Below are 15122 nucleotides of genomic sequence, written 5' to 3'. Positions count from 1 at the left end.
GTTTTGGTTTATTCATCTTCTCTTTTTAAAGCAAAAAGTTTCGCAGCATAACGAGCAAGTTGATCAATTTCCAAATTGACCCGATCTCCAATTCTAGCCTGTCCCCACGTTGTCATTTCGAGTGTATGGCGAATAATAAGAACATCAAAAACACAATCCTCAACACCATTAACAGTCAAAGATGTCCCATTAAGTGCAATAGATCCCTTATTGACAATGAAAGGTATAAATTGTCTTGCAACTTTTAAATAAAAACGAATTGCATCCCCTTCATTTTTTTGATCAATGATTTCAACCAAACCATCAATATGACCAGAAACCAAATGTCCTCCCATTTCATCACCTAATCGAAGCGAACGTTCCAAATTAACAAAAGTTCCTTTTGTCCATTGTGCAAGATTCGTTAAACGTAATGTTTCTTCCCACGCCTCGACAACAAACCAATTAGAATCTTCTTGTTTTAATCCTCGCTCTACAATTGTCAGACAAATTCCTGAACAAGCAATTGATGCGCCAATTGCTAAGCTTTCTATAGCATAGCGTGTAGAAATCTTTAAACGCATCCCCTGCTTTAAAGGTTGAACATCTTCAATACAACCAATATCCGTTATAATTCCTGTGAACATAATGTCTTACGTCTCCATTTATAAAAACGGTCATTTCCAAACATTCTTGTCTCAATCTCATAAAACTGCGAGAGATAATTTCCAAAATGAGGGGCTTCAATACGATTTTTTCCTAAAACCATGGGGGTATGAAAACATATCAAATGATCAACACAACCAGCATTCAAAAACTTTTCCCCTGTCTTTACGCCCCCTTCCAATAAAACACTATTAATCCCATGTTTATAAAGCATCTGTAAAAGAGCAAAGGGTTCTACACAACCATTGTTCATCTCTACTGAATAAATAGACACACCATATTGCTCCAATGCATTTTTTTTGCTTTTCTTTGAAAGATCCACATCGCAAATAACCCATGTAGGAATTTTCATAGCTGTTTGGACAACTTTTGCATCAAGGGGGATAGATAAATCTGCATCCAAAATAATACGAATTGGTGAGCGCATCTCCATCCCTGGCAAGCGGCAATTGAGTTGTGGATCATCTGCTAATATAGTACCAATACCAACGAGGATAGCATTATTTTGAGCGCGTAAAATATGCGTATGGGCATGAGAAAGTGTTCCACTAATTTTTACGCTGCCCTTTTCTCTTTTCCCAACACCATTATCAGCAGAAATTGCCATTTTAAAAGTGACCGCACAGCGTTGTATCTTCCTTATGCACCAATGCGTCCATAAAGATTCAAAAGCCTCTTCAGCTAAAATGCCCTCAACCACTTCAATACCCGCCGCTCGCAAAAGAGCAATACCATGACCATCAACACGCTTGTCACAATCAGTCAACGCAACAACAACTCGAGAAATACCTGAATCAATGAGTGCATTCACACATGGCGAAGTTTTTCCATAATGCGCACAAGGTTCTAAAGTAACATAAGCAGTCGCTCCTTGAGCCAAAGAACCAGCCATATGTAAAGCTTGCACTTCCGCGTGAGGACTCCCATGAATAGCTGTTATGCCATAGCCAACAATAAATGCCCCCGCACTATTATCGTTTCGCACAATTAACGTACCAACGGAAGGATTCTCACCTGTAAGACCGACATGACGCTCTGCTAGACGAATAGCTGCAGCCATAAACCGTTCATCTTGCAATTTTTTATTCATCAAAACGAGATTCTGTATCCGCAATACCCTTTGACAATTCATCTATAACATCGTGAAAATCGCTTGCATTACGAAAATCTCGATACACAGAAGCAAAACGAATATAAGCAATATCATCAATTCTTTTCAATGCTTCCATAACAAGATGTCCAATTTTTTCTGAAGCAATCTCCGGTTCTCCCAAACTTTCAAGCTGGCGCACAATGCCAGAAATTGCTCGTTCAATATGATCAGGATCAATATTGCGCTTACGTACAGCCACATCAACTGATCGCATTAACTTATCACGATCGAATGGTTCACATCGTCCACTTTTTTTAGCAACCAATAGCTCACGCAACTGAACACGTTCAAAAGTTGTAAAACGACCACCACAAACGGAACACACACGGCGGCGGCGAATCACTGCCCCCTCTTCTGCTGGACGTGAATCTTTAACCTGTGTATCCTCATATTGGCAGTAAGGACAGCGCATCTTTTGTGTCCTTAACGATTACTAAGATAAGAGTAAAGAGGAAATTGACTCGTTATATCTTTTACCTTTTTCTCAACAGCCATTTCAACGGCATAATTATCTTCATCACTTTTTGCGCTCCGAAGACCATCAAGAACTTCTGAAACCAGATGACCAACTTGAATAAACTCTTTTTCTGAAAAACCACGTGTTGTGGCAGCAGGTGATCCCAAGCGAATTCCCGATGTTATAGATGGCGTTTCAGGATCAAAAGGAATACCATTTTTATTGCAGGTAATATGAGCGCGCCCCAAAGCCAATTCAGCACGTTTACCTGTTAGATTTTTGGAACGTAGATCAACCAACAATAAATGATTATCTGTACCACCAGAAACAATATTAAAACCATTACTCTGTAATATTTTTGCTAAAGTTTTCGCATTAGCGACCACATTGGCACTGTAACTCTTAAAAGAGGGACGCAAAGCCTCCTCAAATGCAACAGCCTTTGCAGCAATTACATGCATTAAAGGACCACCTTGAAGACCAGGAAAAATTGCAGAATTAATTTTCCTGGATAAAGACTCATCATTTGTCAATATTAAACCACCACGAGGACCTCGAAGCGACTTATGTGTTGTTGTTGTTACAATATGCGCATGTGGAACGGGTGAAGGATGCACGCCACCAGCAACAAGACCGGCAATATGAGACATATCAACGAGTAGATGAGCACCAATCTTATCTGCAATTTCACGGAATCGTTTCCAATCCCATAGCCGTGGATAAGATGAGCCACCCGCTATAATAAGTTTGGGCTTACGTTCTTTTGCAAGTTGCTCAACCTCATCCATATCAATAATCTGATCTTCTTGACGCACACCATAGGAAACAACATCAAACCATTTTCCTGACATATTAACAGATGAACCATGCGTAAGGTGACCACCAGCATTTAAGTCTAATCCCATAAATGTGTCACCAGGCTGAAGTAAAGCTAAAAAGACAGCTTGATTCATTTGGCTACCAGAATTAGGCTGTACATTCGCAAAAGCAGCACCAAAAAGCTGTTTTGCCCTTTCAATGGCTAAATCTTCAACGACATCAACAAATTGACACCCGCCATAGTAGCGCTTTCTTGGATAACCTTCTGCATACTTATTAGTTAAAACAGACCCCTGCGCTTCAAGAACCGCTCTTGAAACAATATTCTCTGAAGCAATCAGCTCAATTTCATGTTGTTGACGCTCAAACTCCCCTCTAATTGCATCAAAGATTGCACCATCAACAGTTTGTAAATTATCATTAAAAAAGCGCTTTTGTGCGTCATTTTCTTGCTGAGTCATAAAACACGTTCCTAACATAAAAAAATAAAATCACTGAACGATAACACAGCAAACCATGCAAACCAAACATTTTAAACCGCTTACACTCAAAAATAATGACGCAAATATTTATCTTATTCTTTGTTATAAAAAAAACAAAAAACTTCCCTCTCAAGAATGGTAAAAAATGAGATTACATTTCTTTTTTTACACTCTTATTTGTTTACACCTTTTACAAAAGGTATCTATAATCTAAAGAAATTCAATAATTTAATGATTAAAAATAATTTATAATGTGAAAAACTGAATATAATAGGCAAAGTTAATACAAGGCAAATAAGAATGCTAACTAAAGTTTTTATTGATGGTGAACATGGCACAACCGGACTACAAATACAAAAACGCTTAGAGGGGCGTACAGATTTAAAACTACTCTCTCTTGCTCATAAAGATCGCCATAATGTCCATCTGCGACAAGACTATCTTAATCAAGCCGATATTGCTATTTTGTGTCTTCCAGATGATGCTGCACGCGAAACAGTTCATTGGCTTAAAAAAAATAAAAACATTAGGATTATTGATAGCTCGACAGCCCACCGTGTTGCACCAGACTGGGTTTACGGTTTTCCTGAAATGACAACAGGACAAAGAAAGCGCATCCAAGCAGCACATTATGTAACCAATCCCGGGTGCTATCCTACCGGTGCCATTAGTTTGATTCGCCCACTCCGTGAAGCAGGACTGCTAGACGCCTATTATCCCATCTCGATTAATGCAATCTCCGGCTATACTGGTGGTGGAAAACAGTTGATTTTAGAAATGGAAAATCAATCTCAACAAAATATTCAGAACAATTATTTTATCTATGGTCTTAATCTTGAACACAAACATGTGCCAGAAATTAAAATCTATGGACAAATCAACCAAACCCCAATTTTCATACCAAGTGTTGGTCGTTTTCCCCAAGGAATGATTGTGAATCTTCCTCTGCATCGCCATTTATTCACAAAATCAGCAAACTGTTCTGATTTGCGCGAAATTCTCGCAAACCATTACGATGGACAAAATACCATTTTAGTTGCATCACAAGAAGAAACTGCTTCACTTCAAAGACTTAATCCAGAGTGTTTAGCCAATAAAGATAATATGAAACTGTTCGTATTTGGAAATGATCGTGAAGGTATTTTTAATCTCAGCGCCATATTCGATAATTTAGGAAAAGGCGCATCAGCTGCGGCTATCCAGAACCTCGATTTAATGCTTTCAAGCAACTTAAACTCCCTATAAATACAAACTTTTATTCAACAACGCGATATGCCCCTTTCGTTGCTCGCCAGTGCGCAACCGCAAAACATAACACTGCTAGTGCCATACTTTGGTGAATGAGCCCTAAACTTATCGGAACCTCATGTAACAGTGTTAAGATACCCAAGAGTGCTTGGATAATAATCATAACACAGATAAGAAATGCACGACGAGAATGGGTTGAATGTGGAATGTTTTTTTGTACATAGGAAGCATGAACAACTGAAACAATAAATACAAAATAAGCAAAAAATCGATGAATAAATTGAACCATTAATGAATTTTCGAATAAATTGAGCCAAACAGGACGAAGCTGCAACAAACCATCAGGAATAATCTGCCCATCCATAAGAGGCCATGTATTATAGACTTTTCCAGCATGAAGCCCTGCAACCAAAGCTCCGAAATAAATCTCTATCAAAACGAGAACAACAAGCCAAGCCGCAAAATATTGCACCTTTTTATTTGCTGGCTTTTCTGAATATTCTGCAAGTCCTCGAGATAAATAAGTAACAAAAACAATAACAAAACATGCCGTTATAAGATGAAATGCCAAACGATATTGGCTCACACTTGTTAAATTACTTTGCCCAATCCCTGAAGCAACCATCCACCAACCAATAAAGCCTTGAAAGGCGATAAGAATAGGCACGACAATAAGCGGGAGTAAGATATTTTTTTCAACACGCTTAGTCGCCCAAAACCAAATGAGCCCCAATAAAGCGACAAGACCAACAAGACGCCCAAGAACACGATGCGCCCATTCCCACCAAAATATGACCTTAAAAGCACTTAAGGTCATATCAGGATTAAGCAGCTTATATTGTGCTATCTGTTGATATTTTAAAAATTCCTCTTGCCATTGATCCACACCAATCGGTGGAATAACGCCGTGTATTGGCTTCCATTCCGTTATAGATAATCCTGATCCCGTCAAACGAGTAGCGCCACCTACTAAGACAATTGCTAAACAAAGCAATAAAATAGAGTAAAGCCACACCTGTATTTGTTTTCTATTTTTCTTTTGCACGGGCGTTAAAATGCTATTGTTTAATCTCTTTACTGCCATCTCTGATTGCCCCACGCTTCTCTCCAACTACAATGCATTTTAAAATTTAAACATCAAATCATTGTGTATTCTAGTATGTACTATAACTTTAGCAAAAAACAAGCGTACCACTATAACATGCGATACATATTTCTTTTTTATAAAGTTTATGATGCAACAACGCGATAAACAGCCTTTGGAAAGCTGCTTACCATCCGCATCATCCATTCTTGTTCATTAAGAACAGTCTTACAAATATAATAGTCTGTTAGCTCTGCAAATTGCTCAAATCCATATTTTGGTTCGCTTGCCATCTCTAGAATGATAAAGTCATATTCTTTTTTTAATTCTTGTAATATATGAGAAATGTCATTTGAAAAATCTTGTGCAGAAATAGCACTTGTTAACCCCTGAGGAAGAATATCAACCCCCGTATCATAATCACGGTAAATAACATCATGCAGCTGGGCATTGCCCGTTAAAATATCACTCAGTCCGCGATGTGGACCAATGACTTTCTCTATTTGTTGACCAGAAATATCGACCAACAGAATTGTTTTGTTCTCTTTTGTGAGATGAAGTGAAAGCTTTGCCGCTGTCCGTGCAGCCTCTGGTCCAATGATTGAAATAATGGTTGAAGCACGCCATTTCAAAACATCAGATAATCCCTCTATCGTAATAAAAGCTTCAAGATTTTTCATTTCTTGAGAGACTAAAATACTCTCGTTCTTCTCAAAAGCATTTTCTTTTGATCTCAAATCCTCTTCTGAAGGTTGATCTTTTTTGCTTTTAAAGCACGGATAAAATAACAATATTCCTAGTAAAAGAGTAAGGAAGCTAGCCAATGCACTCACAAAAATATTTTTTCCATAAAGAGCCATAAAAGAAATTGGTGCTAACGTTGTTGGCGTAACCACGTGGATATTTGTATTTTGCAAGAGAAGAAGATCATCACTCAATCTCCAATATGAATCAATAATTTTTTCTCTTTGTTGAGCAGAGTTGCTCATCGCTTTATTTTGTGCATCGACTGCTGCTTTTATTTTATTTTCAAACTCGTTAAATATTTCATTCAAAGATTGAGCTTGATCTTTTACAAAAAAATTCATTCTTTTTTTGAGCTGTTCTTCTAATTCCGTTGCAATAACCTTATCTGAATAAACTTGATAAACGATTTGTAAAATTTTATTTTTTAATTGATGAGAAACTGTCTCTAGTTCTGCAGTCATTGCTTTAATTTGAGGATGTGTCCACCCCAATTGCGCCGCCATATGTGCTCTTTGCGTTTCCAAAAGATCACGTTTAGATTCCAGAGCAACAATTGCTGAATTACCTGCAATAAACGATAACGACAATAAAGACTGTCCCTTTTCACGCATCATGTTAATCGTTGAATTCAAACTTGTTAAATGAATACGCTTTAAAGTTGCTTGCGTTAATTGCATAGAAAGATCATGAAGCTCTGTTTTTTTTACACCATGCTGAATAAACGAATCAACAGATGTACGAAATCCTTGCACGATATTAACAATTGCAGTGTTATCATATCGTTTGTCTTCTTTATCATTTAACAAGAATTGTTTCTGTTTTATGATTGCTTGTGAAAATGCGGAAAACCAAGTTTCCAAGCCACGTTGAGCTGCTTCAAGTGTCTCAGCTTCAAAAGTAAGATCGATAAAATCACCATGACGCGATAAACGGATATTTTCATGATCTTTTTTCTTATTAAAAGCACTTAAAGAAAAATGCGAATCATCGAAGACCATAGGCTGTGAAAACAAAAAGGCGATAACATTGTCTTGTTTTTTGATTGGTAACGGTTTTCCTACAGAATCAGATAATGAAAATATTAAAGTTGCTTGGTAACGACGAGGCTGGACAAAATAATACAACCAAATCAAAGATATAAATAACATTTGTAATAGCAAAACAATCAAAATGCTTCGCCATACGGTACGTACGAATAGTCTTTTATTACACTTAAGACTCATCTTTATTTTAACCAGCAAAATACTTCTTCATATTGTTTTATTAAGAGAAAGTAGTAACTATCCTCTTAACTTGCTGTCATATTATTTTCAGATAATAAAAACATAAAATTTAAGCACAAATGTTCAACAATAGCTTAAAATAACTTAATTCATATTTTTTTGATGTTCTCTAATTGTTTTTTTGCTTCAGACGTAATAACGGCTCTAATGGTAATAGACCCATCATCATGTCCTTCTTGCACTATTTCCGCAGAGTTTTCATAAAACCAATCGATAAGCGACATTTCATGAGGTTGTAAAAGATATTCAATGCTTTGCAGCTCTCCAAAAATTCGCTTTTCAATGGCTCTTAATAATTGATCGAGCCCATCCCCCTTAAGTGCTGATACTATGAGAGCAGGATTTAATCGTGTTTTTGCGCTTGTTTGTAAAACATTCAATGCCTGCTCATCTAACATATCAATCTTATTCCAAACTTCTATGATATGCTCCATATCATCAATATCAATATCAAGACTTGAAAGCACTTCTAAAACATCTTGAGCATGTGCACGATGATCTAGATCTGACATATCTCTTACATGAAGAATGAGGTCCGCTTCAACCACTTCTTCAAGGGTTGCTCTAAAAGCTGCAATCAAATTTGTTGGCAAATTAGAAATAAACCCTACAGTATCAGACAAAAGAATAGTTTTTCCATGAGGAAGAACAACTTTGCGCAAAGTCGGATCAAGCGTTGCAAATAACATATTCTTTGCTAAAACATCAGCACCGCTTAAACGGTTAAAGAGAGTTGATTTTCCTGTATTCGTATATCCTACCAGTGCAACAACAGGGTAAGATGTTTTTTTCCTTTTTGCTCTATGAAGTGCACGTGTTTTAATAACAGTTTCCAATTCGCGGCGAATACGAATAATTTTCTCTTGTAAAAGACGCCTGTCTGCTTCAATTTGTGTTTCACCAGGTCCACCTAGGAAGCCACGCCCTCCCCGTTGCCTTTCCAAGTGCGTCCAACTACGCACAAGTCGCCCTTTTTGATAGGACAAATGCGCTAACTCTACTTGCAAAACTCCTTCTTTTGTTCGTGCACGATCCCCAAAAATTTCAAGAATCAAAGCCGTTCTATCGATAACTTTGCAATTCCATAATTTTTCTAAATTACGCTGCTGTACTGGCGTTAAAAAGTGATCTACAATCGCAAGCTCAATAGAATATTCATCTATATAACAGGTTAACGCATCTACTTTACCTTTTCCAAAGAGAGTCGCAGAGCGAGGCGTTGCAATATTAACCGTTTCATAGTTAACAACTTCTAACCTTATAGCACGCGCTAACCCCAATGCCTCTTTAACACGAGAAGATATAGAACACTCTCTCAAAGAGCTTTCACTTCTATTTTCTTGAAAAATCGGTATCAAAACAAGTGCGCGCACCTGTCCTGTATTCTGCGAAAACACCCCTCCTAATCTCTCATTTTCATTTATCATAGCAATCTAAGTACTTTTAAAATGGGATAAGAGGTCTATCTTAAAATGATATGTTTACTCAGGACTTTCACCCTCAAACATCTGTACAGGCTGTCCAGGCATAATCGTAGAAATAGCATGCTTATAAACCAATTGCGCATGTCCATCTCGGCGCAAAAGAACACAAAAATTATCAAATGAAGTTACAATACCCGTGAGTTTAACGCCATTGACAAGAAAAATTGTAAGGGAAATTTTTTGCTTACGCACCGTATTTAAAAACACATCTTGCAGGTGTTGTGATCGCTCTGCCATTATTCTTACACCTTCATCTCGATTGCATAAAATATTCGTGCATGCATATCGACTGAAAAATATCTAATTGTCAACGTAGAAGCTTCAAAATTTAGCAACAAACAACTGAAATTAGAGAAAAAACGGCTCTTTAAGGCAATAATAAAGCGCAACTTACAAAAAGCTATATTAAATTAAAAATTTTTCCACGTTTATTCTTTTATAATCTTACAGTCCAAAGGCATACTTTTATATATCCTAAGCTATTACAGACTATATGTGATGATGAATCTGCTTCGTTTAGAATCAATAAAAGTAAACGGACAACAATATTTATTAACGATCATCGGTATTAATAGAGAGGTGTTCGCACCTTAACTGTGTATATAACGGCTATTAAATTATCCTTGTTTCAAAGACTAGCGGCTTATAAAGTTTTTTATAAACACAAGTTGTAAACAGTATTTTTGTTTTTGTTAGATTCAAATAATAAATTGTTTTTACTATATTTTATAACATTTTTAAACAGGGTATAAGAAACCGCGTTAACTTTATCTTGATAAGTTTTTAAAATTTTTCCCTAAGCATATTCCTTTCTAAATAATTAACAGCTAATATGTAGAGATTATGTGGAAGAGGACGTATCCCTTTTCCGTCTGTAAGAGTACGAGGCGAGTATGGCACGCAGAACCAAATTGCAAACATTTGAAGTTGAAGAAGCCCTCACAAAAGCTATGAACTTTGATTTCAATGACACAGAATTTGAAACAATATCATCAAATAATTCTGAAAATATTGTTAATGTCGATGATCTGATTCAAAAAATTGCAATGGCAGAAGAAGAATTCTTTGCTGAAAACGGTACGTCAACTTTTGTTTCTAATATTCATGATGAAGCTGTTGTTGATAAATCCGTTGTTGAACAGCTTTTTGCTCCAAAACCTTCACCTGATATTTCAGGTGGGACTGTTCATAATACATTGTTATCTACAAAACTTCTTCCTGCAAATGATGATATAACAACCCCTGTAAATTTTGGACTATTAAAGCAGCGTTCTTCCTCTCGAGTCTACTGGTATACAACAGCGCTTAGTGCTTTATGGGCAACGGGAGGAGCTTTTATTGCGCATAAGCTCGCACCTACCGGACTCAGCTCCTTATCCAATATCAGCACTTTTGTTACATCCCCAACAGGACTCGCTGTAGCAGCCGGAACAGCAATTCCTATCCTTATATCTTGGGGCGTTGCTCAATTAACAAAACGTTCAAACGACTTGCATAATATTGCTCTTCTTATGACAAATGCTGCGCAGCGCCTTAGTGAACCACAACATTTATCTGAAAAACAAGCTATTGCTATAGGGCAAACCATTCGTGAAGAAGTAGCGGCAATGAATGAAGGTATTGAACGTACCCTCGGACGTGCTGTTGAACTTGAAGCAATCATACAAGGTGAAGTTCACAACCTAGAACAAGCCTATGCTGAGAATGAATCACGTATTCACACATTAATCAAAGAATTGAGCAATGAACGCATCGCCATTTTGAATCACGCAGATCGCGTACAATCAACAATTAAAGGAACCCAAGAACAACTGAGTGATGAATTTGGTTTAGTTACCTCTAAAATTGTAACCAATGTTGAAAAGCTTGCACAAACTCTCTCTCAAACTTTACAAAAACAAGGTGAAGACCTTGTTGAAAAACTTTCCTATGCCGGTGATGGCGTAACAAATCAGCTTGTTGAAAAATTTAACGAAACAACAACACAAATTCAGCAGAAAAACACAGAATTTTTTCATGAATTAGGAAAAAACTTCGATGGTTTTTCAAAACGATTTGATCATAATGAAAAGCAAATAGAAAAAACCTTTAATGAAACAGCTGAAAAAGCGGAAGTACATATTGCTAAAATTGCCACACATATACAAGCAGTAACAGATCAAACTTTGCACGCTGTCGATGAAAAGTTTAAAGCCTTGGATCAAGCTCTTATTGATCGTAATAATCAATCTCTACAGAATTTTGATGAGAAGATCTTAAAGCTCGACGACCAAGCACATAAACTCTCTTCTAAATTTGATAACGTAACCTCGCAAGCAATTGGAGCCTTTGAACAACGTTTAGCCACTGTTGATCTTTCTCTTAAAGAACATAGTGATTCCATCATTGATTCCTTTATAGAACGCAGTCAGGCTTTAGAGGATAATGCTGAAAAACTTGGTAACTTCTTGGAATCTCATGTCTTGAAAATAAATGAAAACCTCCAAGAAAAAACAGCAGACATTACCCATGCATTTACAAATGGACGTGAAGCTATTCTTTCTGCAATTGATAAAAGTAAAGAAAGCCTGAGAGAAGAAATTCAGTATGTCGACAATGCCATTGTTGATATCATCCAAGAACGTTCACAAGATTTTAAAGTACAACTTTCTGATCAACGAGCTCTTATGGCAGACATGCTCGATAACGAGAAGAATAAAATTGCGGATACATTAAGAAATCAAATTGATGTCTTGTCCCAAAACACTTCTCATATTGAAAAAGTTTTGGCTGACAATATTCAAGTCGTTGATAAACAAGCTGAAAATCATATTACAAACATCATTCAATGCACTGAAAAACTACAAGATGTCATTGTACAAAGCTGCAATACAACCCAAGATGCTTTAGAAGCACAAGCGAGAAACATTGATATCCGTGCCGATGCTCTGCGTGACTCTTTAGCGATTAATAGTTTTTCTCTCAATGAAGTTCTTGCCGATCAAGCACGCACACTTGAGCAACGCATGGAAACAATCCATAATCTCATTGCAAAAAGTGATATACGTGTCGATGTTGCATTGAAACAACAAATAGATTTAGTTGAAAGTGCAATTGTCGCCAATAATAAGAACATTACTGAAACGGTTCAAGATCATATCAAAAACCTTGAAAACCATGCCGAAATTTTAAAGAACACTCTCTCTCAATCGAGTGGTGTTTTCTTTGAAACCCTTGAAACACGTATGGAATCATTCGATACAGATCTAGAAGATCGTGCACACAAAATTTTTGAACGAACAACAACGCTAGAGGAAACCTTATCTGAAAAATTTAGCCAAATCTGTGAAGCCATTGATATGCAAACATCTGTTATTGAGGAACGTTCTGACACGTTAAAAACGTCTCTCATGCTTAATAATGAGCAAAGTCAGATAATTCAACAAGCACTGGAAAGCAGTGTTGACAATATGCGTGTAACCTTAGAAGACTCTGTTAATATAGTTACAGATAACCTGCATAATAAGATTATAAAAGCTTCTGATATTCTTTCTTCTACGAGTGAACAAATTCTTTCATCTGTTACAAATGTTACTGCACAAGCAGAAAATATTCTCTCAGAATCAGGCAATCGCATTGTATCAAATGTCAAAAAAACTGTTTATGATACCAGTGAAAAAGTTCTGTCCGTTCTGTCTGAACAAACAGCGCATACTGTCGAAGCTTTCGCAACAGCCAGTCATAATGCACAAGCATTATTGAACGAAACCATTCACACATCAACAACAGCAATAGAGCAAGTTCTTAATGAACGCTGTGATGTTCTTCATCACTCTATGCAAAATTTTAAAAATAATTTAGGTTATCAACTTTCTGATGTAACGAGCCGTTTGGAAGTTGCAGAAAATCAAACAGCAACACAAATTTCAAAACATGTTGGAAAAATAACAGAGCTGACAAATCACTTAAATCAAGCAGCGCAAAATACGACAGAATCAATTGATTCTTTAACACAGCATATCGGTGAACAACTCTCTCTCTCCACACAAGAAGCTGAACAAAGAATTTATGCACACAATGAATTTTTAGTGAATAGCTTAACAAAAGCTAACTCTGAAACACTTCAAACAATAACGGTTATGAAGGAAGAACTTGTTAATAATGTCTCATCCGTCTTAACACAGTTGAATCAATCAATTTACAATTTTCACGAAAATAGTAATGTTTTATTATCAGCTGTTCAAAATATTGATGGTCAGTTTAATGAGAGTGCGAGTAATTTTTTCCGCAACACGGACCAAGTAGCAGAGCGTCTGTCAGCCTCAAATCAAGTGCTCAATAATAATGTTGAAATTCTGCAAGGGCTTTCAAAGAATACCTTTGAACAAATTAATCATATAACGAGCAGTTTTGGTGAACATGCAAAAACACTTTCCCAAACTATTCATGTTCTTGAACAGTCTGAAAATTCACTGAGTGCAACACTTGAAGAAAAACATAATACGCTTTCTGTATTAAGTGATGCTCTTGTTTCAAAGTCTCATGAAATTAATCAAATGATTGGGCATTATGAAAAAATCTTCAACTCAGCACTTGAACGCTCTGATAAGAATGCACGTAACTCCACAAATTCATTCCAACAATCACTTAATAGGCTTGTTAGTGAAGCATCGGCGCGTTTTTCAGAAGCAGCAGAAGACATACGTCGCTCCGCTGATGAAGTTCGTTTAGAGCTTTCAAAGATTAATAATGATATCAATGAAAATGTTAAAAAACTTCCGGAAAAGACAAAAGAAACAACGCAAACAATTCGCACAGCTTTGAATGAACAGATTACAGCGTTACAAGATCTAGTCAGTGTTATACAAAATGATCAAAAGGGCGCAAAAAAACAGCTGATATCAGAATTTCCTGCATCATCAATATTTAATCAAAGAAGTGACAATTCCACTGAGTCCGTTAAAAAGATCGTACCACCTAAGCCTATTCTGCAACAAGATCAAAGCAAAAAAAGACCAAATAAATGGGTGTCAAATCTCTTAGAAAGAGCTTCACGTGAAGAAACGTTTTATGATGCTCCCCCTAGTGATGATGTTTTAACATCAGTGCAAACAAAACCATGTCCTGCAAACTGCTCTCTTAATTCATTAGCTTCTGGTATAGTGCAAGCTATTAATCACAATGCCATTGTTGAGCTATGGGATCATTATCAACGTGGACAAAAAAACATCGTAACAGAACGCCTTTATACCTTAAATGGACAAAAAATATTTGAAATGATTAAGAGAAAATATATGAGCGATTTTGAGTTTAAACGTTCAGTGAATCAATATGTTACAGATTTTGAAAAACTCTTACGTGATATATCGCGCAGTTCTGGTTCTTCCAGCTCAGTTCGCAAATACCTGATATCAGATACCGGAAAAGTTTATACTATGCTTGCTCATGCAAGTGGTCGAATCCAATAAAAAATAAAAAAAGTGGAAAAAGATATTTTTTCCACTTTTTTCCTCTCCAGTTGTTTTAATGGCTCATTGTAGAGTACTTTGCTTTTAACTGCAGCTTTGTACTTCAAAGGCTGGGATAATTGGCGTGCGGTCTTCTGTGATATCCTAAGCAATAACCCTAAAGAAGCGTAATGACTTATAAAACAACATATCATTCTAAGAATGATAAAGCATATTTTCTATTTCCTTATCTTTTTCTTAACTCCTTTATTTTTCATAGTTTCATAAAGGTAC

General features: G+C 36.6%; 10 protein-coding genes. 2 read left to right on the top strand and 8 right to left on the bottom strand.

Annotated elements, in window-relative coordinates; translation table 11 throughout:
- Positions 1-8: 8 nt before the first annotated feature.
- Genes ACFIJP_RS06730 through glyA form a run of 4 tightly spaced genes read right to left on the bottom strand, consistent with a single transcriptional unit; the run spans position 9 to position 3535 of the window.
- Complete coding sequence (locus ACFIJP_RS06730) at positions 9-626, bottom strand: riboflavin synthase (RefSeq protein ID WP_375626467.1); 618 nt, start codon at positions 624-626, stop codon at positions 9-11.
- On the bottom strand, positions 608-1735 hold the full coding sequence (ribD, locus tag ACFIJP_RS06725; protein WP_375626465.1) for a bifunctional diaminohydroxyphosphoribosylaminopyrimidine deaminase/5-amino-6-(5-phosphoribosylamino)uracil reductase RibD: 1128 nt from the start codon (positions 1733-1735) through the stop codon (positions 608-610). Before ribD ends, ACFIJP_RS06730 begins: the two co-directional genes overlap by 19 nt.
- Positions 1728-2210: a transcriptional regulator NrdR gene (nrdR, locus tag ACFIJP_RS06720; protein ID WP_015856456.1), complete on the bottom strand. Its 483-nt coding sequence runs from the start codon at positions 2208-2210 to the stop codon at positions 1728-1730. Before nrdR ends, ribD begins: the two co-directional genes overlap by 8 nt.
- An 11-nt stretch (positions 2211-2221) precedes the next feature.
- Positions 2222-3535 carry a serine hydroxymethyltransferase gene (gene glyA, locus ACFIJP_RS06715; RefSeq protein WP_375626463.1) on the bottom strand — a complete coding sequence of 438 codons (1314 nt, stop codon included), beginning with the start codon at positions 3533-3535 and terminating at the stop codon, positions 2222-2224.
- Between the two features lie 321 nt (positions 3536-3856).
- On the opposite strand from glyA, the gene argC reads away from it, so the two are divergent.
- Positions 3857-4801, top strand: coding sequence for an N-acetyl-gamma-glutamyl-phosphate reductase (gene argC / locus ACFIJP_RS06710; RefSeq protein WP_375626461.1), 945 nt, complete (start codon positions 3857-3859; stop codon positions 4799-4801).
- Positions 4802-4811: 10 nt separating this feature from the next.
- Here the strand turns inward: argC and ACFIJP_RS06705 are convergent, their stop codons facing one another.
- The 4 genes from ACFIJP_RS06705 to hfq all read right to left on the bottom strand — a co-directional run bounded on the left by ACFIJP_RS06705 (position 4812) and on the right by hfq (position 9639).
- Positions 4812-5888: a COX15/CtaA family protein gene (locus ACFIJP_RS06705; RefSeq protein WP_375626459.1), complete on the bottom strand. Its 1077-nt coding sequence runs from the start codon at positions 5886-5888 to the stop codon at positions 4812-4814.
- A 146-nt stretch (positions 5889-6034) separates the two neighbouring features.
- Positions 6035-7858, bottom strand: a complete 1824-nt coding sequence (locus ACFIJP_RS06700) for a hypothetical protein (RefSeq protein WP_375626457.1) — start codon at positions 7856-7858, stop codon at positions 6035-6037.
- A gap of 149 nt (positions 7859-8007) precedes the next feature.
- Positions 8008-9345, bottom strand: coding sequence for a GTPase HflX (gene hflX / locus ACFIJP_RS06695; protein WP_375626455.1), 1338 nt, complete (start codon positions 9343-9345; stop codon positions 8008-8010).
- 54 nt (positions 9346-9399) lie between these two features.
- Positions 9400-9639, bottom strand: a complete 240-nt coding sequence (hfq, locus tag ACFIJP_RS06690; RefSeq protein ID WP_005773461.1) for an RNA chaperone Hfq — start codon at positions 9637-9639, stop codon at positions 9400-9402.
- Between the two features lie 656 nt (positions 9640-10295).
- On the opposite strand from hfq, the gene ACFIJP_RS06685 reads away from it, so the two are divergent.
- Positions 10296-14849, top strand: a complete 4554-nt coding sequence (locus ACFIJP_RS06685) for a hypothetical protein (RefSeq protein ID WP_375626453.1) — start codon at positions 10296-10298, stop codon at positions 14847-14849.
- Positions 14850-15122 lie beyond the last annotated feature (273 nt).

Origin of the sequence: Bartonella sp. MU37NMGALS (assembly GCF_042194015.1) — a bacterium.
Classification (GTDB): Bacteria; Pseudomonadota; Alphaproteobacteria; order Rhizobiales; family Rhizobiaceae; genus Bartonella; species Bartonella grahamii.
The sequence above is the reverse complement of the archived record's forward strand: the minus strand, read 5'-3'. Positions and strand labels throughout refer to the sequence as shown.

What these genes read in the sequence shown, in the direction of transcription:
- ACFIJP_RS06730 (WP_375626467.1), bottom strand. Translation starts at nt 626, where the DNA reads ATGTTCACAGGAATTATAACGGATATTGGTTGTATTGAAGATGTTCAA.
- ribD (WP_375626465.1), bottom strand. Translation starts at nt 1,735, where the DNA reads ATGAATAAAAAATTGCAAGATGAACGGTTTATGGCTGCAGCTATTCGT.
- nrdR (WP_015856456.1), bottom strand. Translation starts at nt 2,210, where the DNA reads ATGCGCTGTCCTTACTGCCAATATGAGGATACACAGGTTAAAGATTCA.
- glyA (WP_375626463.1), bottom strand. Translation starts at nt 3,535, where the DNA reads ATGACTCAGCAAGAAAATGACGCACAAAAGCGCTTTTTTAATGATAAT.
- argC (WP_375626461.1), top strand. Translation starts at nt 3,857, where the DNA reads ATGCTAACTAAAGTTTTTATTGATGGTGAACATGGCACAACCGGACTA.
- ACFIJP_RS06705 (WP_375626459.1), bottom strand. Translation starts at nt 5,888, where the DNA reads ATGGCAGTAAAGAGATTAAACAATAGCATTTTAACGCCCGTGCAAAAG.
- ACFIJP_RS06700 (WP_375626457.1), bottom strand. Translation starts at nt 7,858, where the DNA reads ATGAGTCTTAAGTGTAATAAAAGACTATTCGTACGTACCGTATGGCGA.
- hflX (WP_375626455.1), bottom strand. Translation starts at nt 9,345, where the DNA reads ATGATAAATGAAAATGAGAGATTAGGAGGGGTGTTTTCGCAGAATACA.
- hfq (WP_005773461.1), bottom strand. Translation starts at nt 9,639, where the DNA reads ATGGCAGAGCGATCACAACACCTGCAAGATGTGTTTTTAAATACGGTG.
- ACFIJP_RS06685 (WP_375626453.1), top strand. Translation starts at nt 10,296, where the DNA reads ATGGCACGCAGAACCAAATTGCAAACATTTGAAGTTGAAGAAGCCCTC.